Source organism: Hymenobacter sp. YIM 151500-1 (assembly GCF_025979885.1).
In the GTDB taxonomy this organism is placed as follows: Bacteria; Bacteroidota; Bacteroidia; order Cytophagales; family Hymenobacteraceae; genus Hymenobacter.
Map to the genome: position 1 here is coordinate 433,475 of NZ_CP110139.1, position 21,520 is coordinate 454,994.

General features: G+C 63.8%; 19 protein-coding genes. 8 read left to right on the plus strand and 11 right to left on the minus strand.

Translation table 11 applies throughout. The annotated features are described in order from the left end of the window. The first annotated feature begins 51 nt into the window (after positions 1-51). From OIS53_RS01795 to OIS53_RS01805, 3 genes are all read left to right on the plus strand, one after another. Positions 52-2,286 carry an ATP-binding protein gene (locus OIS53_RS01795; protein WP_264680678.1) on the plus strand — a complete coding sequence of 745 codons (2,235 nt, stop codon included), beginning with the start codon at positions 52-54 and terminating at the stop codon, positions 2,284-2,286. Positions 2,287-2,599: 313 nt separating this feature from the next. Further along, positions 2,600-4,024 carry an ATP-dependent DNA helicase gene (locus tag OIS53_RS01800; protein ID WP_264680679.1) on the plus strand — a complete coding sequence of 475 codons (1,425 nt, stop codon included), beginning with the start codon at positions 2,600-2,602 and terminating at the stop codon, positions 4,022-4,024. 377 nt (positions 4,025-4,401) lie between these two features. Then, positions 4,402-4,959 (plus strand): DUF1573 domain-containing protein, encoded by a 558-nt coding sequence (locus tag OIS53_RS01805; RefSeq protein ID WP_264680680.1) that lies wholly within the window; start codon positions 4,402-4,404, stop codon positions 4,957-4,959. 177 nt (positions 4,960-5,136) lie between these two features. Here OIS53_RS01805 and OIS53_RS01810 read toward each other — a convergent pair whose 3' ends face one another. From OIS53_RS01810 to OIS53_RS01830, 5 genes are all read right to left on the minus strand, one after another. Further along, the gene (locus OIS53_RS01810) at positions 5,137-5,514 is read right to left on the minus strand and encodes a DUF423 domain-containing protein (RefSeq protein WP_264680681.1); all 378 of its coding nucleotides are present in this window, start codon (positions 5,512-5,514) and stop codon (positions 5,137-5,139) included. 126 nt (positions 5,515-5,640) lie between these two features. Then, positions 5,641-6,303: a YggS family pyridoxal phosphate-dependent enzyme gene (locus OIS53_RS01815; RefSeq protein WP_264680682.1), complete on the minus strand. Its 663-nt coding sequence runs from the start codon at positions 6,301-6,303 to the stop codon at positions 5,641-5,643. A 99-nt stretch (positions 6,304-6,402) separates the two neighbouring features. Then, positions 6,403-7,446: a vWA domain-containing protein gene (locus OIS53_RS01820; protein WP_264680683.1), complete on the minus strand. Its 1,044-nt coding sequence runs from the start codon at positions 7,444-7,446 to the stop codon at positions 6,403-6,405. A 233-nt stretch (positions 7,447-7,679) separates the two neighbouring features. Continuing rightward, complete coding sequence (locus tag OIS53_RS01825; RefSeq protein ID WP_264680684.1) at positions 7,680-8,693, minus strand: hypothetical protein; 1,014 nt, start codon at positions 8,691-8,693, stop codon at positions 7,680-7,682. Beyond that, the gene (locus OIS53_RS01830) at positions 8,686-9,585 is read right to left on the minus strand and encodes a DUF58 domain-containing protein (RefSeq protein ID WP_264680685.1); all 900 of its coding nucleotides are present in this window, start codon (positions 9,583-9,585) and stop codon (positions 8,686-8,688) included. Before OIS53_RS01830 ends, OIS53_RS01825 begins: the two co-directional genes overlap by 8 nt. 37 nt (positions 9,586-9,622) lie before the next feature. Between OIS53_RS01830 and OIS53_RS01835 the strand changes: the two genes are divergently transcribed. Next, on the plus strand, positions 9,623-10,000 hold the full coding sequence (locus tag OIS53_RS01835; protein WP_264680686.1) for a DUF4296 domain-containing protein: 378 nt from the start codon (positions 9,623-9,625) through the stop codon (positions 9,998-10,000). 230 nt (positions 10,001-10,230) lie between these two features. Here OIS53_RS01835 and OIS53_RS01840 read toward each other — a convergent pair whose 3' ends face one another. From OIS53_RS01840 to egtB, 6 genes are all read right to left on the minus strand, one after another. Continuing rightward, positions 10,231-10,563, minus strand: coding sequence for a tRNA-binding protein (locus OIS53_RS01840; RefSeq protein ID WP_264680687.1), 333 nt, complete (start codon positions 10,561-10,563; stop codon positions 10,231-10,233). A 238-nt stretch (positions 10,564-10,801) separates the two neighbouring features. Beyond that, entirely contained in the window at positions 10,802-11,356 is a 555-nt protein-coding gene (locus tag OIS53_RS01845) for a DUF922 domain-containing Zn-dependent protease (protein WP_264680688.1), read from the minus strand. Positions 11,357-11,427: 71 nt separating this feature from the next. Continuing rightward, positions 11,428-12,798: an MATE family efflux transporter gene (locus tag OIS53_RS01850; RefSeq protein ID WP_264680689.1), complete on the minus strand. Its 1,371-nt coding sequence runs from the start codon at positions 12,796-12,798 to the stop codon at positions 11,428-11,430. A 43-nt stretch (positions 12,799-12,841) separates the two neighbouring features. Continuing rightward, positions 12,842-13,954, minus strand: a complete 1,113-nt coding sequence (locus OIS53_RS01855; RefSeq protein WP_264680690.1) for a pyridoxal phosphate-dependent aminotransferase — start codon at positions 13,952-13,954, stop codon at positions 12,842-12,844. Between the two features lie 28 nt (positions 13,955-13,982). Continuing rightward, on the minus strand, positions 13,983-15,086 hold the full coding sequence (gene egtD / locus OIS53_RS01860) for an L-histidine N(alpha)-methyltransferase (RefSeq protein WP_264680691.1): 1,104 nt from the start codon (positions 15,084-15,086) through the stop codon (positions 13,983-13,985). 93 nt (positions 15,087-15,179) lie between these two features. Beyond that, a complete protein-coding gene (gene egtB, locus OIS53_RS01865; protein ID WP_264680692.1) occupies positions 15,180-16,520 on the minus strand; it encodes an ergothioneine biosynthesis protein EgtB in 1,341 nt (446 codons plus the stop codon). Positions 16,521-16,772: 252 nt separating this feature from the next. Between egtB and OIS53_RS01870 the strand changes: the two genes are divergently transcribed. From OIS53_RS01870 to OIS53_RS01885, 4 genes are all read left to right on the plus strand, one after another. Then, on the plus strand, positions 16,773-17,003 hold the full coding sequence (locus tag OIS53_RS01870; RefSeq protein ID WP_264680693.1) for a KGG domain-containing protein: 231 nt from the start codon (positions 16,773-16,775) through the stop codon (positions 17,001-17,003). 220 nt (positions 17,004-17,223) lie between these two features. After that, positions 17,224-18,294 (plus strand): o-succinylbenzoate synthase, encoded by a 1,071-nt coding sequence (locus tag OIS53_RS01875; protein WP_264680694.1) that lies wholly within the window; start codon positions 17,224-17,226, stop codon positions 18,292-18,294. A gap of 195 nt (positions 18,295-18,489) precedes the next feature. After that, positions 18,490-19,785 carry an aspartyl protease family protein gene (locus OIS53_RS01880; protein ID WP_264680695.1) on the plus strand — a complete coding sequence of 432 codons (1,296 nt, stop codon included), beginning with the start codon at positions 18,490-18,492 and terminating at the stop codon, positions 19,783-19,785. 332 nt (positions 19,786-20,117) lie between these two features. Next, positions 20,118-21,287, plus strand: a complete 1,170-nt coding sequence (locus tag OIS53_RS01885) for a lysophospholipid acyltransferase family protein (protein ID WP_264680696.1) — start codon at positions 20,118-20,120, stop codon at positions 21,285-21,287. The last annotated feature ends 233 nt before the right edge of the window (positions 21,288-21,520 follow it).

Here is a 21,520-nt window from a genome sequence, read left to right on the forward strand (position 1 = left end):
AGTGGCATCTTGGCAGGCGAAGCAGCACGCAGTTGCTGGCTTTGCTTGCCTATGAAATGGATCCTGACCCTGCTGCTGCTCTTGACTGGTGGGCCGCTGCTAGGCCAGCATCGGTACTGGAGCGCCAACGTGGACTCGCTACAGCGGGTGCTGCACCAGCAGTCAGCTGATACGGCGCGCCTGCGGACGCTCGTGCACCTGCTGGACCTGGTGGAGCTAACCGAGGTCCGCGGCCGGCACCAGGTTCTGCCGCTGCTTGACGAGTTGCTGCGCCTCAACCAGCGCACTCCTACGCTGGATGCGGCAGGTTACCAGGCGCTGCGCCAGGGTGTAGCCTTGTGGGTGCAGGGTGGCACCAGCCTGCCCGCCGCCATGCAGACCCTGCACGAGGCCGTCCGCCTGTTCGACCAGGCCGGCCGCCCGGTGCCCCAGCTGCTCGTCGACCTGGCGCCCCTCTACAACCAGCTTCGCCAGACCGACGAGCGGCTGGCTTACTTTCAGCGCCAGCTGACGCAGTACCGCCTGCGCGGGGCTACTGAAAACGCGGCAGCCTGCTACCTGGTGCTGGGCGGCTCCTACCGGCACCGCGGCCACTACGACCGGGCCATCAGCTGCTACCTGCGGGCCGCCGACCTGTTTCGGCCGTTTCATCCGCGCCTCTACACCAGCGAGTTGATGGTGGCCGGCACCACCTACGCCGAGTGGGGCAACGCCCGCAAGGCCCTGCACTACCTGGAGCAGGCCCTGAAGCTGAACGACCAGTTTCGGATTCACGGCTTGCAGCGCTTCTTCACGTTTCAGGCGGTGGCCAAGGTGTACTTGCAGCAGCACAACGTTCCGGCGGCCCTGCGCTACGCCGAGCAGGCCCTGCAAACCGCCCGCCACGACTCCCTCGACCGGGCTCAGTTTACGGCCTACGCCCTGGTGCTGAAAAGCCTGATTCTGCTGCAAGCCGGCCAGGCTGAGCAAGTGCGCCCCCTGCTCACGCGGGCCCAGCAGCTGGCCGATTCCCTGCACCTGTCCATTACGGCCCGCCCCGGCGAGTTTGCCCTGGATATGGCCTGGGCCCGCTACCACGCCAGCCGCCACCGCTACGCCCAGGCCGAAGCGCACTGGTGCCGGGCCTACAACGCGGCCACCGCAGCCCGCCTGCAGATGGTGCGGCCCAAGTACCTGAAGGAGCTGATTCGCTTCTACGACGCCCAGGGCCAGGCTGAGCAGGCCCGCCGCTACGCCCGCATCTACCTCGACCTGGCCGACACGCTGGCCGCCAGCCAGGGCAGCAACCTGCTGGCCCAGTACGAAAGTGAGCGGGTAGAGCAGGCCCAGAACAACCAGATTGCCCGCCTGCACCAGGCCCAGGAGGTGCAGGCCCTGCGCCTGCGCCAGCGCAACCAGCTGCTGGGCCTGGCTTTGGCGGCTATTGTGCTAGTATCGGGGTTGGGCGGGCTTATCTTCTACCAGCTCCAAATCAACCGCCGCACCCTCGCCCAGCTCCGCCAAACCCAGAACCAGCTGGTGCAGTCGGAGAAATGGGCGTTTGTGGGTGAAGTGTCGGCGGGTATTGCGCACGAGCTGCAAAACCCGCTCAACTTCATGAAGAAGTTTGCCGAGGTCAGCACCACGATGGTGGACGGGATGCACCCTAGCTCAGGAGAAGCGCAAGCGCCCGGACTGGGACAGGAAATCTTGCAGGGACTGCGCCAGAACCTTCAGGAAATTAGCCAGCACGGTATTCGGGCCTCGGCCATCATTCGCAACATGCTGGAGCACTCTCGCGCCGGCGCCGGCCAGCGCCTGCCCACCGACCTGAATGCCCTGGCCGCCGAGCACGTGCACCTGGCCCGGCAGAGCTGGGAGCTGCAGCCCGGCGCCTGCCTGGGCGTGGAGGTACGCACCGACCTGGCCCCAAACCTGCCCTGGGTGCCCGCCGTAGCCCCCGACCTGGGCCGGGTGCTGCTCAACCTGCTGGGCAACGCCTTCTACGCCGTGTGCCAGCGCCAGCAAACCGCCGCCGAGCCCGGCTACGTGCCCCGCGTGGAGCTGAGCACCCGCGCCCTGCCCGGTGCCGTAGAAGTGCGCGTGCGTGACAATGGCGTCGGTATGCCGCCCGAAGTACGCGAACGGGTGTTTCAGCCCTTTTTCACCACCAAGCCCCTGGGCGAAGGCACCGGCCTGGGCCTCTCCCTCAGCTACGACATCATCACTAAAGGCCACGGCGGCACCCTCACCGTCGAAACCGAGGAAGGAGCTGGCACCGAGTTTATCGTAACGTTGCCGGGATAAGATGAGTGAATGAGTGAATGAGTGAATGAGTGAATGAGTGAATGAGTGAACGTAGCGGAACGTAGCGGAACGTCATGCTGAGCGCAGCCGAAGCATCTCTACAGAGGGCTAATTCCAATCGTGCACACGGCTTCCGCTGCATAACCCAGGGGTTAACCCCTGGGCTACGGAGGGCCCACCGAAGCGGCAGAGATGCTTCGGCAAGCTCAGCATGACGTTCTGTTACATTCACTCATTTACTCACCCACTCATTCACTCATTCCAAAAGGCCGGAGCTTAAACGGGCGTAGCTTTGTTGTCCGATTACCTCTGTATGCTGACAATCAAAACTCCGTCCGTTCGGGACTATTTTCCGTTTGAACCCACCCAGGACCAGGGCCTGCTGTTCCAAAAGCTCGATGGGTTTCTGCGCGACGACCTGCCGGGGCGCAAGGCCTTTGTGCTGCGCGGCTACGCTGGTACCGGCAAAACCACCGTGGTCAGCGCCCTGGTGCAGTGGCTGCACCGCATGGGCCGCAAGTATACGCTGATGGCGCCCACCGGCCGGGCGGCCAAGGTGATGAGCACCTACTCGGGCGTGGCCGCCAGCACCATTCACAAGAAAATCTACCGCCAAACCAGCGGCACGCCGGCCCAGGGCCTGGCCTTCCAGCGCCAGCCCAACCGCGCCCAGGACACGCTGTTCATCGTGGACGAGGCCTCCATGATTTCCGACGAAAAGGCCTTCGGCGAAAACGGCCTGCTCGACGACCTCATGGGCTACGTGTTCGAGAAAACCTCCAACCGCCTGCTGCTCATCGGCGACACGGCGCAGCTGCCGCCCGTGGGCCAGCTGCTCAGCCCGGCCCTCGACCCGGAGCTGCTGCGCCAGCGCTTCCGCGCCCAGGTCGACTCGGTGGAACTGCGCCAGGTGATGCGCCAGGCCGAGGAGTCGGGCATTCTGATGAACGCCACGGTGCTGCGCGAGGAGCTGCGCGAAGAGCACCCGCGGATTACCTTTTTCACCCGCGGCTACCCCGACATCTTCGCCATGCAGGGCGACAAGCTGGAAGACGGTCTGCGCTGGGCCTACAAGCACTACGGCCACGAAAACACCACCATCATCTGCCGCTCCAACAAGAACGCCAACCAGTACAACCAGTACATCCGGCGCATCCTGTTCGAGGCCGAAGACGAAATTGAGTCGGGCGACTACCTGATGGTGGTGCGCAACAACTACTTCTGGCTGCCCCGCGACTCCGAAATCGGGTTTCTGGCCAATGGCGACTTTGTGCAGGTGGTCAAAATCATTCGGCGCACCGAGGAATTTGGCTTCCGCTTCGCCGATGCCCGCGTGCGTCTGGTGGACTACCCCGACGAGCCCGACCTGGAAGTAAAGCTGCTCCTGGACACCCTGCACACCGAAAGCCCCGCCCTGCCCCAGGACCGCAACAAGGCCCTCTACGACGCCGTGAACGAGGACTACGCCCACCTCGAAACCAAAAAGGAACGCTCGGCCGCCTTGCGCAAAGACCCGTTTCTGAATGCCCTACAGGTGAAGTTTGCCTATGCCCTCACCTGCCACAAAGCCCAGGGCGGGCAATGGCAGGCTGTATTCGTCGACCACGGCTTTCTAAAAGAAGACATGGTAAACTCCGAGTTTGCCCGCTGGCTCTACACCGCCGTTACGCGCTCCTCCGAGAAGCTGTTCTTACTGAACTTCAATAAAACCCTCATCGGCGACGAGCCGACAGACTAGGGCAGAAAACCGCCTGGCAGGGCTGGATGTCAAGCATCTTACCTACTGATGCAAGCAAGGTAACCGTTCTGCTGAGCCTGTCGAAGCATCTCTCCCGCTTCGTTGAACAAGCGTCAGCAGTTAGCCAGAGGTAGAGATGCTTCGGCAAGCGGACGCCAGATGCAGCATGACAGGACCACTGCAACGTCAGTAAGATAGATGCTCTCTGCCTTAGCATGACATTCTGCTGTCCCTGTTTTTCCAAGCCTCCTGTGCTTCGCCCAGAATGACGTTCTTTGCGCTGCTCTTCTACACCTGCGCAAACTAATCTGGCCGGGAAATTGTCCGGAGTGCGAAACCTGTATTTTTGTTCACGCCAACGCTTATTTGCTTTAGCCATGAAAAAAATCTTCTTGCTGGCCTTGTCCCTGACGGCCGCTGGCCTTAGCGCCCAGGCCCAGACGACGGCCGCCGCCGGTAAGTCCGCCACCGCCCAGGCCAAAGCTGCTGGCCCGCAGATTCAGTTCGAGGAAATGAAGTACGACTTCGGCTCCATCAAGTCTGGCGACGTGGTAGAGCACACGTTCAAGTTCAAGAACGTGGGCACCCAGCCCCTAGTCATTTCCAACATCGGGGTGAGCTGCGGCTGCACTACTCCCGACTGGACCCGGGAGCCCGTATTGCCGGGCAAAAGCGGCACCATCACGGCCAAGTTTAACAGCGCCGGCAAGGTGGGCATGCAAAACAAGGTGCTGACTGTTGAGTCGAACTCCGTGGGCGGCAACGCCATGATTTCGCTGGTCGGTGAATCCAAAGACCCCAACGTGGCTACCGCCGAAGTTCCGGCTCCGGCCGCTGCTCCCGCCGCCCCCGCCACCTCGGCTGCCGACACCAAGGAAGTGAAGCAAAAAACCAAAATCAGCGACAATAAAATCAAGGCGAAGCGGAAAAGCTAATCGCAGATTGTGCAGATTAAGCTGATTTCGCAGAATGCAGCTTCGCAATGATGCACACTTGCTGACGCAAAAGGCCGGTCAATTTCTGACCGGCCTTTTGTGCTTTTTAAGCTAAAAGCAGGGTACATCTTGCTCTCGTTTCTCACCTCTGACTTCTCACTTCTTATTTTCTAACTTCTACAGCTGCCGCGCCGCCAGCAGCAGCGTAATCCAGCCGGCAATGAGCAGGACGCCGCCGATGGGCGTGATGGCGCCCAGCTTGGTGATGCCCGTGAGGCAGAGCACGTAGAGCGAGCCGCTGAAGATGAGCACGCCGCCCAGCCACAGCCAGGCCGTGGTGCCCAGGCCGCGCAGCTCGGGCCGCACGTGGTAGAGCACGCCGATGATAAGCAGAGCCAGCGCGTGGTAAAACTGGTAGCGCACGGCCGTCTCGAAGGTTTCGACGCGGCCGGAAGCTTCCAGCATCTTGCGCAGGCCGTGAGCCGCAAAGGCCCCGATGCCGACGCTGAGGCCGCCCAGCAGAGCCGCCAGTTGAAGAATAAGTCGAGCCGTCATATGGTTTCTGGTTGCTTGTTGTTGATTTTTGGAGCTGGCCAGGAGTTCCTGGCGCATGGAACATGGGCGGTGTTCGGTTTCAGCACACGAAGCCAACACCCAAAAACCACCCACCAAAACCACCCATCATCGGGCGCCAAAAATAGCGCTGCCCACCCGAATCAGGGTGCTGCCTTCTTCCAGGGCTAGGCGGTAGTCGGAACTCATGCCCATCGACAGCTCCCGGAATCCTTCATCCTGAGCGAAGTAGCGGGCCCGCAGGTGCTCGAAGATGCCGCGCAGCTCCTGGAACTCCCGGCGCAGCTGCTGCTCATCCGGCGTGTTGGTGGCAATGCCCATGACGCCGGTCAGGCGCACGTGGCGTAGGGCGCGGGTAGCGCCGGATTGCAGAATTTCCTCGGCTTCGGGGAGACTGAGGCCGGTTTTGGTTTCTTCCTGGGCAATGTGAAACTGCAAGAGCCCCTCAATTACGCGCTGGTGCTTGGCGGCTTGCTTCTCGATTTCCAGCAACAGCTTCAGGCTGTCGATGCTCTGGATGGTATGCACGAATGAGGCAATGTACTTGACCTTGTTGGTTTGCAGGTGCCCGATGAGGTGCCACTCCACATCTGGGGGCAGCTCGGGCAGCTTGGCGGCCATTTCCTGCACCCGGTTTTCGCCGAAGAGCCGCGCGCCAGCTTCGTAGGCCTCGCGCAGGCGCTCCACAGGGTGCGTTTTCGTAACGGCCACCAGGCGGGCCTGGCTGCCGGCAAGGTCTTGCTGAATGCGGTGAAAATTTTCGGCAATCATAGTAGGGGCGCGTCGCACGCGCCCGCCCCGTAGAACACAGAGTAGCGCGGCTCATAAAACACGCCTCAAAGATAGGCGGGCGCGGGCGAGGCGCCCCTACTAATCTTCCAAGGCATTCGTCAGAAACGTGTTTTTCAGCCCCAACCACAGCAGCCAGAGGCCCACGCACCAGAGCAGGTAGATGCGGTAGTAGTCGCGGGTGTTGCGGTAGCGGGTTTGCTTGATTTCGGACTTCTCGTACCGGTCGATGCGGCGGAACACCTGGCGCAGGCCGGCTTCGTCGGTGGCGCGGAAGAACTGGCCTTCGCCGGCCTGGGCAATCTGGCGCATGGTGGTTTCGTCGAGGCGGGTTTCCACGTAGCGGGTGCGGCCGGCCGCATCCTGGCCGTAGGGCACCAGCCCATCCTGCCCCAGCCCGATGGTGTAGATTTTCAGGCCATAGGCGTGGGCCAGCTGGGCCGCCGTAAGCGGGTCGAGGGAGCCGGCCGTGTTTTCGCCGTCCGAGAGCAGAATGCACACTTTGGTGCGGGAGCGGGAGTCGCGCAGGCGGTTGGTGGCCACGCCCAGGGCCGTACCGATGGCCGTGCCGTCGTTCGGAATCATGCCCAGGCGCAGGCCCTGAAGGTTGTCACGCAGCAGGTCGTAGTCGGTGGTGAGCGGAGCCAGCGAATAAGCGTCGCCGGCAAAGGCCAACAGCCCGATTCGGTCGCCCCGGCGGCTGTCCACAAACTCACGGGCCACGCGCTTGGCGACTTCCAGGCGGTTCGGTCTAAGGTCTTGCAGCTCCATGGAGCCCGACACGTCCAGCACCAGCAGCAGGTCGATGCCTTCGCCGCTTTGCACCACCCGCTCGTCGGTGCGCTGGGGCCGGGCCAGCGCCACAATGCCGAAAGCCAGGCTGAGGGCCAGCACCACATCGGGCACGAAGCGCAGCACCGTGCTCCAGTCGCGCGGGAGCTGGCCCTGCACAAAGGCCACGTCCAGCTTGGGCTGGCGCCGGTGGGCCAGCACCCAACGCCCCACAAACAGTAGCGGCACCAGCGGCAGCAGAAACAGCAGCCGTGGCTGCTCCCAGCTGTAGCTAGCCAGCGTGGCGTAGCGCACACTATCCAGCAAGGGAGTTACTACGTCGGGCCAGGGCATGTGGGGAAATGAGTGAATGAGCGAATGAGTAACTGAGTGAATAAAGATACTGCCATCCTGAGCGTTGCCGGAGGCCAGCATCTGGCGTGCTGACGCTAGGAAGGTATTGTCCTGCTGAGCTTGCCGAAGCATCTCTCCCGCTTCGTTACACTGCTAATCAGTTACTCAGCGGGAGAGATGCTTCGGCTCCGGCTGCGCCTGCGCTCAGCATGACTGTTGTACTCACCATCTCACTATTTCGCCATCTCCTCCAGCACCCTGCTATACTGCCGGTCGGCGAAGTCGCGGAGGAGAATGAAGGCCAGGTCGGTTTCGGTTTCTTCCTCGGTGAACTGGTTGCCGTAGATAACCCGGTCGGTGAGGTGCAGGGCCAGGCTCAGGTCGGCGTCGTTCTGGTAGTGGCGCACGATTTCCTTGGTAGTCAGGCTGTTGATGGCATTGTCTTCGAGGGCCGAGAGGTAGTTTTTCCAGAGCGTAATGGCCCGCTCCATGTTGGTCAGGGACCGGGACAAGGTGAAGCGCTCCACGTGGCGGGCGTACTGAGCCAGGAAGTACGCGTGGTTTTTGCGGAGGCGGTAGCGGCGGTAGCGGCGGCGCAGGCGGCGCCGGAAGCCTAGCACCACCCCGCCCCCGGCCAGCAGCAGGGCCGCGCCCCCGGCCAGCCAGAAAGGATAGTTGAACCGCGCTTCCACCGGCAGCAGGCGCGTATTGGGGCGCAGGGCGGGCGTGTGGCCGGGCGTGGGCAGCGGGGCCGTGCGCACCAGCCGCACGCGGGCCGGCGTCACGGGCGCCGTGAGCGTGTCGCGGCCCCGCAGAATGGTGAGGGGCAGGGCCAGGGTCTGCACCGAGTCGAGAGCGAAGGTGCGCAGGCGGTACACGGTGCGGTCGAGGCTGCGGCCCCGGCGGGTGCGGGTGGGCGTGTAGCGGCGGCCCACGTACTCAAACGGTGCGTAATCGGCTGCCGAATCCGGAAAAATGACTTCCAGACTGGGTGCGTGGCGGTAGGTTAGCTCATACTCCACAATCTCGCCTACGCGCACCGTGGGCCGCAGAAACCGGCCTTGTGGAATTGTATCGGTGAGGTTGGGAGCTTGGGCGGAAGCCAGAAACGGAAGCGCCCACAGGAGCAGTAGCCCCAGGCGGGGCAGCCAGTGAGCGGGCGTTTTCCGATTGGCGAAGTCAGATTCCTCGCTGCACTCGGAATGACACGCTTTATCCGCTCTATTGCCTTGCATTTGCTTAGCCACGGCCGCCGCGCTGGTTGCGCCGCCGAAACAGGTTCACCAGCTGGGGAACGAAGTCGGTGTCGGTGGCAATGGACAGGTACTCGGTGCGGTGGCGACGGCAGATCTGCCCGATTTGCTCCCGGTTTTGCTCGTAGGTGGCCCGGTAGCGGCTGCGGAATGCCTCCGACGACGTATTCACCCACACCGTGCGCCCCGATTCCTGGTCCAGGAGCGGCACGATGCCCAGGGGCGGAAATTCCCGCTCCCGCTGGTCGAGCAATTGCAGCACCACCAGGTCGTGCTTGCGGGCCAGCATGGTCAGCTCCCGCTCGTAGGCGGTGTCGATGAAGTCAGAAATCAGCAGCACAATGGTGCGGCGCTTGAGCAGGCCCAGCGCCTGCTTGATGCCGGCGGCTACGGCCGTCTGGCGGCTCTGGGGCTCCAGGGCAAACAGGCGCTTGATGAGGGCGTAAGCGTGGCGGATGCCCTTGCCGGGGGCCAGGTACAGCTCTTTCTGGTCGGTGAAGGCCAGGATGCCGAGCTGGGCGTCCTGGCGGGCGGCGGCCAGGGCCAACACCCCGCAGATGTCGCGCCCCACGTCGATTTTGCGGCGGCTGGCGGCCCCCACCTGCTGGGAGGCACTCACGTCGAGCAGCAAGAGCACCTGCTGCTCCCGCTCCTCCTTATAGGTCTTGACGAAGGTGCCGTGGCCCTTGCTGGATACGGCCCAGTCAATGGCTCGCACTTCGTCGCCGTACTGGTAGAGGCGCACGTCGTCGAACTCCAGGCCCGTGCCCTTAAACACGGAGTGGAAGTCGCCCTGGAGCTGGGCATCCACGGCCTTGAGGATGCGGATTTCCATTTGGCGAAGCTTGCGCACCAGCTGCTGAAACGGGGAGGCGGCGGGTTTCATTCCGGCTAAACTACGGGTTCCTCTTAACTTTACGGCTGTGAAAAAACATACGGTTTGCGCCCTGTTGCTGCTCGGGCTGGGGGCGGCTGCCTGCCAGAAGCCCGAAGAAGTGGTGCCGCCCGCCCGCCTCATTCCCCGCGACCAACTGGTGCGCCTGCTCATCGACCTGCACACCCTGGAGGCGCAGGTCGATGCCAGCGCCCTGCCGCCCGACTCGGGCCGGGCCTTGTTCCGGGTTCAGCAGCAGCAGCTGTACCGCCGCCTCAACGTCACCGACTCGGCCTTTCAGCAAAGCTACCGCTACTACGCCATCCACGACAAGGACCTGGACGAAATCTACGCCATCGTCATCGACAGCCTGGCCCTGCGCGAGTCGCGCCGCCAAACGCCCGGCACCCCGCCCCCGCATCGGTGAGTGAGGTGGTAAAGGGTGACAGGTGACACGTAATACGTAACAAGGGATAGGCATCAGGTAACAAGTGAGAGGTAAATAAGCCCGTCATGCTGAGCTTGTCGAAGCATCTCTCCCGCTTTGTTGCGGATGGTTGCTTCGTCCTCACGATTGAGTTAGCCCGCGGGAGAGATGCTTCGACTTCGCCTCCGGCTCCGCTCAGCAGGACGGTTTACCTATCACCTGTCACCTCCTCACGCTAGGCGGCTGCCGTTGGGCACCGGCGCGACCAGCGTAGCCAGCACAATGTGGCCGTCGGCGTCCGGGGCACCCGTGACGAGGACTTCGGAGAGAAACTTGCCGATTTGCTTGGGCGGGAAATTGACCACGCACAGCACTTGCTGGCCCACCAGGTCGGCAGGCTGGTAGTGGTGGGTAATCTGGGCGCTGGACCTTTTCTGGCCGATTTCAGGCCCCAGGTCGATAAGCAGCTGGTAAGCCGGCTTGCGCGCCTGCGGAAACTCCCGCGCTTCGAGGATAGTGCCTGCGCGCAGGTCCACGCGTTCAAAATCAGCCCAGGTTATCATATGGTGATGAGGTAACAGGTGACAGGTAACAGGTGACACGTAGAACAGCCATGCTGAACTTGCCGAAGCATCTCTGCCGCTTGGTTGGGCCCTCCGTAGCCCAGGGGTTAACCCCTGGGCTATGCAGCGCAAGCCGTTTGCACGATTGAGATTAGCCCTTAGGAGAGATACTTCGGCTATGGCTCCGCTCAGCATTAACGTTCTAAGTGTCACCTGTCACCTGTTACCTCATCACCACTCACCGCGACGCGAACTGCTCTAGCTGCTGGAGCTTCTGCTGGACTTGCTGCTCCCAGTATTGCTGGCGGGGCTGGTTGAGGCCGTGGTTGGTTTCCTGGTCGTAACGGGCTTCTTCGCGCTGCCACTCCAGAAAGGAGGCCTTGGTGAGGTTACCGAAGGCCGGCTGCAGGCGCTGGCAGTCCAGCTTCACCAGGCTCAGGCGCTGGCGGAGCTTGCGGGCGTGCAGCTCGGTGAGGTCGAAGTGCAGCTGCTCGTGGCGCAGCAGGTTGGCCGAAGCGCGGGCCGGGTCGCGCACCCACGACTCGGCGGGCACAAACACGGCCGTTACCTGAGCCGAAAATTTGAAATCGGTGCAGCCCACTTTAGCGTCGATGGTGGAGGAGGTAAGGGCCGCCAGCCGGTCGGTTTTGGGGCGGCTTTTGAAGTCGGCCCAGGTGAGGGGGCGGTCTGCGCGCCATTCCAGCGCCTCGGGCGCGGCGGGCTTAGCGGCCGAGTCTGCCGGGCCCTGGGCGAGGGCCGCAACCAGCAGGGGTAAGAGAAAAAGTGAGAACATGCGGTGGGAAGAGCTAAGGGCTGGCTCCGGAACGTGGCCGGCAACCCAGCCGCGCACCCGGCGGTGGCACTCTAACGCACGGCCAGGGCTGCTTCGTTCATGGGGGCCGCCACAAAGGGCCGCCGCCGGAAGCGCACCAGCAGCAGGGCGGCTACCAGCGTGAGGCCGGTGAGCAAGCCCACCCACACGCCGGCTGCGCCCCAGCCCGCCCGGAAACCCAGCACATAACCCAGGGGCAGGGCCACTACCCAGTACGCCAGCAACGCCACCACCGAAGGCACTTTCACGTCTTCCAGGCCGCGCAGGGCACCCAGCCCCACCACCTGCAAGCCATCCGACACCTGAAAAGCCGCCGCAATCAGCAGCAAGGCCGCCGCCTGCGCCACCACGGCCGGGTCATGGTTGTAGTACAGCGGAATACGAAGGCGGCCCAGCACCAGCAGCAGCCCCATCAGACTCATAAACCCAAACGTAAGCCAGTACGCCGCCAGGCCCGCCTGGCGGGCCTCCGGGCCATCCTGCTGGCCGTAGTACTTGCCCACCCGGATGGTAGCCGCCGCCCCAATGCCGCTGGCCGCCATGTACGTCACGGAAGCCACGTTGATGGCAATCTGGTGGGCCGCTAGCTGCGTGGCGCCCAGCCAGCCAATCATGATGGCCGAGAAGCTGAACGCGCCCATTTCAAACATCATCTGCACCCCGATGGGCGTGCCCAGGCCCAGGAGGCGGTGCAGGCCGGGCGCGTCGGGCAGTAGGCGCTGGGCGGCGGCTTGGCGGTACGGTTGCAGGCGTACGGCGCGCAGCACGTAGGCAGCCATGAGCAAGGCCATGAGCCCGCGGGCCAGCAGCGTGGCCCAGGCCGCCCCCATCATCCCTAGCTCCGGCAGCCCCAGCCGGCCAAACACCAGCCCGTAGCACAGCACGGCATTCAGCAGGTTGGCCTGCACCGATAGCAGCATGGCCTGGCGCGTCAGGCCTAGTCCTTCGGCAAACTGCTTGAAGCCCTGAAACAGCATCAGCGGCAGCAACGACAAAAACATAACCCGCACCCAGGGCGCGGCCAGGGCCACCACCTCGGCCGGCTGATTGAGGTAGGGCAGCAGGGGCGGCACCACGAGGCCAAACAAAGCCAGCACCGCACCCGCCGCCGCGCACAGCCACACCCCGTTTACCAGCAGCCGGCCCAGCGCGGCCACGTCGCGGCGGCCGTCGGCGGCGGCCACCAGGGGCGTGATGCCCATAGCCAACCCCAGGCCCAGCACCATCACCACCGTGCTGACACTAACGCTCAATGACACCGCCGCCAGGGGCACTTTGCCCGTTTGGCCCACCACCATGCTGTCTACCACATTCACCAGCACGTGGCCCAACTGGCTGAGCATAACCGGGTAAGCCAAAGACAAGGTAGGCCGCAGATGAGCACGCAGGGAAGCTGGGGACATGACAACACGAAGAACAGGCGGCCCCAAAGGTACGGGGCCGAAACTACGCTTCCCGCAGGCACTGGCTGGCCAGCAGGGCGTGGGTGAAGTGGGTGAGGCCGGCGCGCAGTACCGGCTCGGGCACGGCGTAGGAAAGGCGCACAAACCCCGGCGCGCCGCACTGGGCGCCATCCACCACCTCAACCCCGGCGGCCAGCAAGCGGGCCACCAAGTCGGCGGAGGCTTTGCCGGGCGGCAGGCCGGGCCGGAGGTAGGCGCGCAGGTCGGGGAAGGCGTAGTAGGTGGCTTCGGGCTGCACGGGCGGTACCTGGGGCAGAGCGGCCAGGCGCTCCAGTAGGCGCTGCCGGTTGCGGTGCAGCTGGTTGATAAGGCCGCTGGCAATACCCGGGGCAGCCCGCGTAGCGGCCAGGGCGGCATGCTGATTCGGCATGGGCACGGCCGCGCCGGTGGCCTGCTGCCAGGCCGCGCAGGCCCGCGCCACGACCGGCGGCGCCACCAGGTAGCCCACGCCCCAGCCCACCAGCGCCAGCGACTTGCTGAAGCCGTTCACCACCAGATGCCGCCCGTGCGGGTCAGGAAAGTCGAGCAGGGACGGTACGGGCTGAGTGCCGAAGGTGATGAGGTCGTAGATTTCATCGGCCAGCACGTACAGGTCGGGGAAGGCGCCGGTGACGCGCAGCAGCTCGGCCAGAGCCTCGGCGTGGTACACGCGGCCGGTAGGGTTGTTGGGGTTGGAGAAAAGCAGCACCCTAGTGCGGGGCGTGAGGGCGGCCCGCAGCTGGTCAGGGTCCAGCTCATAGTTGGTGGCGGGGTTCAGGGCCAGCTCACGCAGCGTAGCGCCGGCCTGGGCCACGAGGTCGGCAAACCCAAACCAGTTGGGCGTGAGCAGCAGCACTTCGTCGCCGGGGCGCAGCACGGCCCGCAGCAAGGCAAACAGGGCCGCTTTGGCTCCGGGCGTGATAATCACCTGACTCAGGCAGATGTGGCCGTCGGCGGGCAGGTAGCGCCGGGCCAGGGCCTCGCGCAGGGGGGGCAGGCCGGCCGCTTCGCCCAGGGGCAGCTGACCGGCCCGGATGGCGCGTACCGCCGCCTCCGTCGCCACCGTCGGGGTCAGGAAAGAGCCATAGCCCGAGGCCAGGCTAACAGTATCAGACATAAGAACAAGCAGAGAAGCACCACGCAGGCTATCCGGCCGGCCGCAAAATCACGTCGGCGAAAAAGTCCTGCGCATCGGTAAATATCTCCTGTACCGCCAAGCCAGCGGCAGCGGCTACCTCCCCAATGCCGGGGCAGGTAAACTTGTAGGAGTTTTCCGTATGAAGCATTTCCCAGGCCGCAAAGTTCACGGTCCAGTCAAGCTCGGCAAAATGCACGCGCTGGGTCCGGGTGCTCACCAGAAACGAGCGGACGGCCCCATCCAGGGGGTTATAGTCGGTGTAGTGCTGCCAGTGGGCCAGGTCGAAGTCAGCGCCCAGCTCCCGGTTGAGGCGGCGCAGCAGGTTGAGGTTGAAGGCCGCCGTCACGCCCCGGCTGTCGTCGTAGGCCGCCCGAATCAGGCGCGGGTCTTTCTGCAAATCGAAGCCGATGAGCAGCCGGTCGTCGGGGGTAAGCGGGCGGGCCAGGCGCTGCAAAAACTGCTGGCGGGCGTCGGGCAGGAAGTTGCCGATGTTGGACCCCAGAAACAGCACGGCTTTGCGGCCAGGACGGGCAGCCATCAGCGTGAGGGCGTCGGCGTAGTCGGCCTGCACGGGCTCCACGCGCAGCGCGGGCAGCTCCCGGCTTAGGTCGGCGGCCAGCCCGGCCAGCGCCGCCGCCGAAATATCTACCGGCACGTAGGTGAAGCGGGCGCCGGCGTCCAGCAAGTGGCGCAGCAAAATCTTGGTTTTCAGCCCGTCGCCGGCGCCCAGCTCCAGCAGAAAAAACGGCTCCTCGGGGTCGGTGGGCCGCAGGGCCGCCCCAATAGCCGCCTGGTGACGAGTAAGCAGGGCAAACTCCGTGCGGGTAGGGTAGTACTCTGGCAAAGCCATAATCTGCTGAAACAGCCGGCTGCCCTCATCATCGTAGAAGTACATCGACGACAACGTTTTAAAGGGCCGCGCCAGCCCCTCGCGCACGTGCCGGGCTAGTTCGGAGTTGGTTGATGGTTGGGGGTTGTTGGCTAGTGGCTGGTTGATTTTTGGGGTTGGCTGGGCGTTGTCCGGTGCTGGTTGGTGGGCGGCAGGCGGTGGTGACGCGGAGCCACCGGCCGCGTGAGCAAGCGGAGCGGGAGAGAGAGGAGTAGACGACATCGGAAAAGAAGCAAGGCAGGGGGCCAGCCCGTAGCTGGCCCATCAGCATCAAACAAAAAACCACCAACCAGTAACCATAAACTACCTACCCCGCTACCGGGCCAGGCGGATGCCGGTGAACTGCCAGCGCTTGTCGGCGTGGAAGAAGTTGCGGTAGGTGAGGCGGATGTGGCTGGCCGGCGTGGCGCAGGAGCCCCCGCGCAGCACCAGCTGGTTTACCATAAACTTGCCGTTGTACTCGCCCAGAGGACCAGCCGCGCGGTGGTAGCCGGGGTAGGGGTGGTAGGCCGAATACGTCCACTCCCAGCAGTCGCCCAGCAGCTGGTGGCACTGGTCGGGGGCGGCATCCGGGGGGAGGGCCTGCGGGTCGAGGCGGTTGCTTTCCAGGAAGTTGCCGCCGTCAGGGGTGGCACCGAAGTGGCGGGCCGCAACTTCCCATTCCTGCTCGGTGGGCAGGCGGCAGCCCCGCCAGTTGGCGTAGGCATCGGCCTCGTAGAAGCTGAGGTGGGTGACGGGCGCGGCCGGCTCCACGGGCACCAGGCCGTGGTGGGTAAAACGCAGCCAGCCCCCGGCCTCGGGACGATGCACCCAGTACAGCGGCGCCTCCCAGCCCTGCTGCTGGGCCAGGTCCCATCCTTCGGCCAGCCAGTACCGGAAGTTCTGGTAGCCGCCGGCTTCCATAAACTCCAGGTATTCGGCGTTGGTTACCAGGCGGTTTTGCAGCTCAAAATCAGCTACGTAGGTGTCGTGAGGAGCCTGCTCATTGTCGAAGCAGAACCCGGCGCCCTCGTAGCCGATGCGGTGCACCCCGCCCGGCACCGGGAGCCAGGATGCTTCGCTTAATGAGGAATTAATAATTGGTAATGAAGAATTGACCGTGCATAATTCCTCATTCCTAATTCCTGCTTCTTCAGTAATAAAACTAGGGGCCAGCGGGCTGGAGCTGAGGATGTACTTGATGTCGGTAACGAGCAGCTCCTGGTGCTGCTGCTCGTGCTGCAGGCCCAGCTCAAACACACTCCCAAAGGCCGCCGGCAGCGTATCGTGCAGGGCTAGCAGCTGCTCCATTTGCTCGTCCACGTAGGCGCGGTAGGCGTACACGTCGGCCAGCGGAGGGCGGGAGAGGGTGCCCCGGTCGGCGCGGTTCACGCGGGAGCCCAGGGAGTTGTAGTAGGAGTTGAACAGGTAGGCGTAATCGGGGTGAAACACCTGGTAGCCCGGCAGAAACTCCCGTAGCAGCATGGTTTCAAAAAACCAGGTGGTGTGGGCCAGGTGCCACTTGGGCGGGCTCACGTCGATGATGGGCTGCACCACGGTGTCTTCGGGCAGCAGGGGGCGGCACAGGGCCTCGGTTTGCTGGCGCACGGCCCGGTAGCGGGCCACAGCAGGGGCGGCCGCGGCCACCGCCGCCGGGGCAGAAGGTAAAACGGACATGGCAGAAGTAGTGAAAGGCAGTGGAAAAACAACTCCGTTGGCGGACTACTGTTTTCAGTACCTACGGCGCGAGCGGGTTGAAGGTCATCCGTATTTCACGTACTGTTGCGTATTACTACGGACGAGCTGTCAGTACTATCCGGTATTTTACCCCAAATAAATGGTATTATAATTGACAATGTCGACAGATAGGTGCTCACTTGCGTTGAAGACACCAAACACATTCAAGCTCTTTTCAACTCCTTCAACGCTATGAATACCAAACAAAACACCGCCGCCTCATCGAATCAACCTGTCGCCAAACGTCCCCGCGGCTTTGCCGCCATGGACCCCGCCCAGCAGCGCCGCATTGCCAGCGAAGGCGGGCGGGCCTCGCATCAGAGTGGCCGTGGCCACCGCTTTACCTCAGAAGAAGCCCGGGCTGCCGGCCGAAAGGGGGGCCAGGCCAGCCGCGGACGCAGCAATCAGGGCGCTGCTGCCTAAATGCTTCCGCTGAGGACGACGGCAGCCCTGGTTTCGGCCGGGGCTGTTGCCCGTACCACGCCGCCCCCGCACCCCGTGCGGGGGCGGCGTGTTTTTTATAGAAGCTGCAAGCTGTAAGCCGCAAGCTACAAGCTGACGTTCTGAGCACAGTATATCAGAACATCAACTTGTAGCTTGCGGCTTACAGCTCTACGAACATGGGCTTGCAGCTTCTTCACCTATGCTTCAGCTTCACTACTCGCGGCGCGTGTTGCGCTTCAACTTTCCGGCTCGCACCTCACGCGGGGCCCTCACCGAGCACACGGCCACCTACCTGCACCTCACCGACCCGGCCCGGCCCGGCCGGCAGGGCCTGGGCGAGGCCGCTCCGCTAGCCGGCCTCAGCCCCGACCACCGCCCCGATTTTGCCGATACGGTGGCCGGCTTCTGCCGCGAGTTCAACCGCCGCCAGCTGCGGGAGTTGCTGCCCGAGGAAGCCGCCACCCTGGTAGGCCCCGAGTGGCCCGCCCTGCGCTTCGCCCTCGAAACCGCCGTGCTCGACTACCAGAACGGCGGCCAGCGCCAGCTCTACGACAATGCCTTCAGCCGGGGCGAGGCCGGCCTGCCCATCAACGGCTTGGTGTGGATGGGCGACGCCACCTTCATGCGGGAGCAAATCGAGAAGAAGCTCACGGAAGGGTACACCTGCCTGAAGCTGAAAATCGGCGGCCTCGACTTCGCCACCGAGCTGGAATTGCTCTACGAAATCCGGGCCGTGGCCGGGCCCGAGCGCCTGACCCTGCGCGTAGATGCCAACGGCGCCTTTAGCCCCGCGGAGGCCCCGGCCAAGCTGGCCCAGCTGGCCCGCTACAACCTGCACTCCATCGAGCAGCCCATTGCGGCGGGGCAGTGGGCCGCCCTGGCCGAGGTGTGCCGCCACTCGCCCGTGCCCGTGGCCCTGGACGAGGAGCTGATTGGCGTCACCGACCCCGCCCGGCAGGCCGAGCTGCTGGAGCGTACCCGCCCGGCCTACCTGATTCTGAAGCCCACGCTGCTGGGCGGCCTGCGCGCCAGCCTCGACTGGCTCACGGCCGCCGAAACCCTGGGCATTGGCTGGTGGCTGACCTCGGCTCTGGAGTCGAACGTGGGCCTGAGTGCCATCAGTCAGTTTGCTGGCTCCTACGCCCGCCCCGGCTTTCCGCAGGGCCTGGGCACCGGCCAGCTCTACCACAACAACCTCACGGCACCCCTGCACATCCGCCACGGCCATCTGCACTACGACCCGCACGGCCCGTGGGAGCTGCCGGAGTGAGCCGCCCCGCATTTCCGGCCAACCGCAGGCTGGCGTCTGCGCCGGCTCTGGGCGTATGCGGGCTATATTAGGCTGAGCCAGAGAATCTCATGTAGCCTGTTGTGGAACAGATAAGGTGTAGTTTTCGTGTTACAGCGGAGTAACAATGGGTAGGTTTTTTGGTTAACTTACCCTGCCTGCTACTTCTCCACACGTATGGGTCGCCGCTTAGGGATTGTACTGCTGTTTTCGGGCCGCGTACGAGTGGCGGGCGCGGTGCTGCTGGCACTCTGGCTGGGGCTGCTGGCGGCCGGCCCGGCCAGAGCCCAAACGCCGCCGCCCGCGTTTCGCTTCGAGCGGGCCGGGGCCCGGCAGGCGCGGGTGCCGTTCCAGATCCAGCGCAATCTGATGGTGGTGGAAGCCACGATCAACGGGCAGGGGCCATTCAACTTCATGCTCGACACGGGCATCGGCATTTCGCTGATTACCGACCCGGCCCTGGTGCGGCAGCTGAACTTGCAGGGCGGGGCGCAGTTTCTGGTGGCCGGAGCCGGGGAGGAAAAGCCGCTGGTAGCCCAGCAGATAACGGGCGTGCACGTGCGCCTGGGCAAGACCGAAGCGCCCAGCATGTCCTTCCTGGCTTTGTCCGACGACGTGCTGAACCTGTCCGGCTACGTGGGCATGCCCATTCACGGCCTCTTGGGCTCCGACGTGTTTCGCAGCTTTGTGGTGCAGGTGCAGCCCGAGCAGGAGTACGTGGTGCTGCACGACCCGGCCCGCTACCGGGTGCCCCGCGGCCGGCGCTGGACCCGCCTGTCCCTCGACCTGGAAGGCAATAAGTCCTACCTCACCCTGCCCGTGCAAGTCAACGACACGCTCACGCTGCCCCTGAAACTGGTGCTCGACACCGGCGCCGGCCACGCCCTGTCCTTGGAAACCACCTCCGACCCCCGCCTGCGCCTGCCCGACCTGCGCTTGCGCACCCAGCTGGGCCGCGGCCTCAGCGGCGACATCAACGGCTACCTGGGGCGGGTGGCGGCCTTGCAGCTGGGCCGCTACCGGGTGGCGCTGCCCCTCACGTCGTTCCCCGATGCCGCCGCCGTGGCCCACCGCGCCGACGTGCCCCGCAACGGCAACCTGGGCTTCGAGCTGCTGAAGCGGTTTGAAATGGTAATCGACTACTCGCGCAACCAGCTGCTGCTGCGGCCCAACCGGCTCTACAAAGACCCCTTCGAGCACGATATGTGCGGGTTCGACGTGCTGGCCAGCGGCCCCCACTACCGGCAGTACCGGGTGCTGCGCGTGCAGGCGGGCTCCCCGGCCGAGCAGGCGGGCCTGCTGCCCGGCGACGAAATCCTGAGCATTAATTTTCTGCCCGCCGAAAGCCTGTCGCTCACCCAGCTCAGCCGCCTGCTGCACTCCCAGAACGGCCGCCAAATCTTCTTCATCGTCCGCCGCGCCACCACCGGCGACCTGCACACCGCCGTCGTTCGGCTCAAGCGGCAGATATGAGGAAATGAGTAAATGAGCGAGTGAGTGAATGAGTAAATGAGTAAAGTAGATCGTCCTGCTGAGCGCAGCCGAAGCATCTCGTGTGCTGATGTTGCAATGGTATTGTCATGCTGAGCGCAGCCGAAGCATCTCTACTGCTTCGTTGAACGATTGAGTTAGCCCGCGGTAGAGATGCTTCGATTCCGGCTGCGCCTTCGCTCAGCATGACGGGCTACTTTACTCATTTACTCATTCACTCACTCGCTCATTTACTCATTTCGCCCCTAAATCCTGTATCTTGAGACCCCACGGCGGGAGTGCTCCGCCGGTTTTCTGCCGCACTTCTCCCGCCCATGCCGTTGGCTTCTGCTCCGTTGTCGTCTGCTGCGCTGCCCCAGCCGCCGCCCGCCATTCAGGCCAATCAGCACATTTACACCGACTACTTCGACGAGCAGTTTGTCGAGACGCTGGACCGCAACATCCTGCGCCTGCTCGACCGGGTGTGGTTTCGGTCGCGACTGGTGGGGTTCGAGAACTACCCCCAGCGCAACAACCCCGACCGGCCCCTCATCTTCGCCTCCAACCACTCGGGCATGGCCTTTCCCTGGGATGCCATCGTGGCCCTGTCGCACATGTGGCGGGCCCTGCCCAACCAGCGCGACCTGCCCCGCCCGCTCTCGGCGCCCATGCTCTCGCAGTCGGTGCTCATGAACCCTTTTCTGGTTCGGAACTTCTGGAAGAAAGCGGGCTGCGTGGATGCCACCACGCTCAACTTCGAGACGATGATGTACTACCAGGACCACAACCTGATGCTGTACCCGGAGGGCGTGCCGGGCATCGGGAAGGGGTTCAACCGCAAGTACCAGCTCCAGCGCCTGGCCACCAGCATCGTCCGCCTCGGCATCCAGCACCGCACCGACATCGTTCCCTTCTACACCATCAACGGCGAGTACCTCAATCCCTACACCTACAGCTGGGACTGGGTGAACCGCCTGAGCAAGAAAATCGGCATTCCCTTTATTCCCATGGGGCCGGTACTGCTGCTGGTGCTGCTACAGCCCTGGTTTTTCTACATGGCGTTTCCGGCCCAGCTTACCTTCGTGCTGGGCTCCCGCATCAAGCCCTACGAGCTGACCCCGAAAACCACCGCCGAGCTGACCCGCGACGAATACCTGGCCCTTTCGGAGCAGGTGCGCCAGCGTATGCAGCAGGAGCTGGACGCCGCCGTGCAGCAGCACGGGCAGCAGCCCTACCGCTGGCGCGAGCTGTGGCAGCGCATCAAGGAAAACTGGCGCTACTTCCCGTTTTTCCTGCCCTGGGCCTGGCCCGCGCTGTTTCGGGAGTTTGAGCGCCAGTACGTGCGAAACGGCTGCCGCGACTTCGACCTCGACCTGCGCCGCCCCGGCGCCTACTGGCGCATGCTCTGGCGCAACCCGTTTACCCTGACCTTCTTCATCCCCGTGCTAGGCTGGATTCCCATCGCCATCCGCGGCTACAAAGGCCACCGAATTGGGAAAGAGTAAGTAGTAACTGATAAGTAGGGAGTAAAAATTGTCATCACACTGGTAGTGTCAAAATACGCTTCACAAACGCTTGTTTTGCCTACTGAATTTAAGAAGCTGTTTGAGTTAGTTTTTAACTGTCATGCTCTATCTAGCGTCCGCTTGCCAAAGCATCTCTCCCGCGGGCTAACTCAATCATTCAACGAAGCGGTAGAGATGCTTTGGCAAGCGGACGCTAGATAGAGCAGGACAAT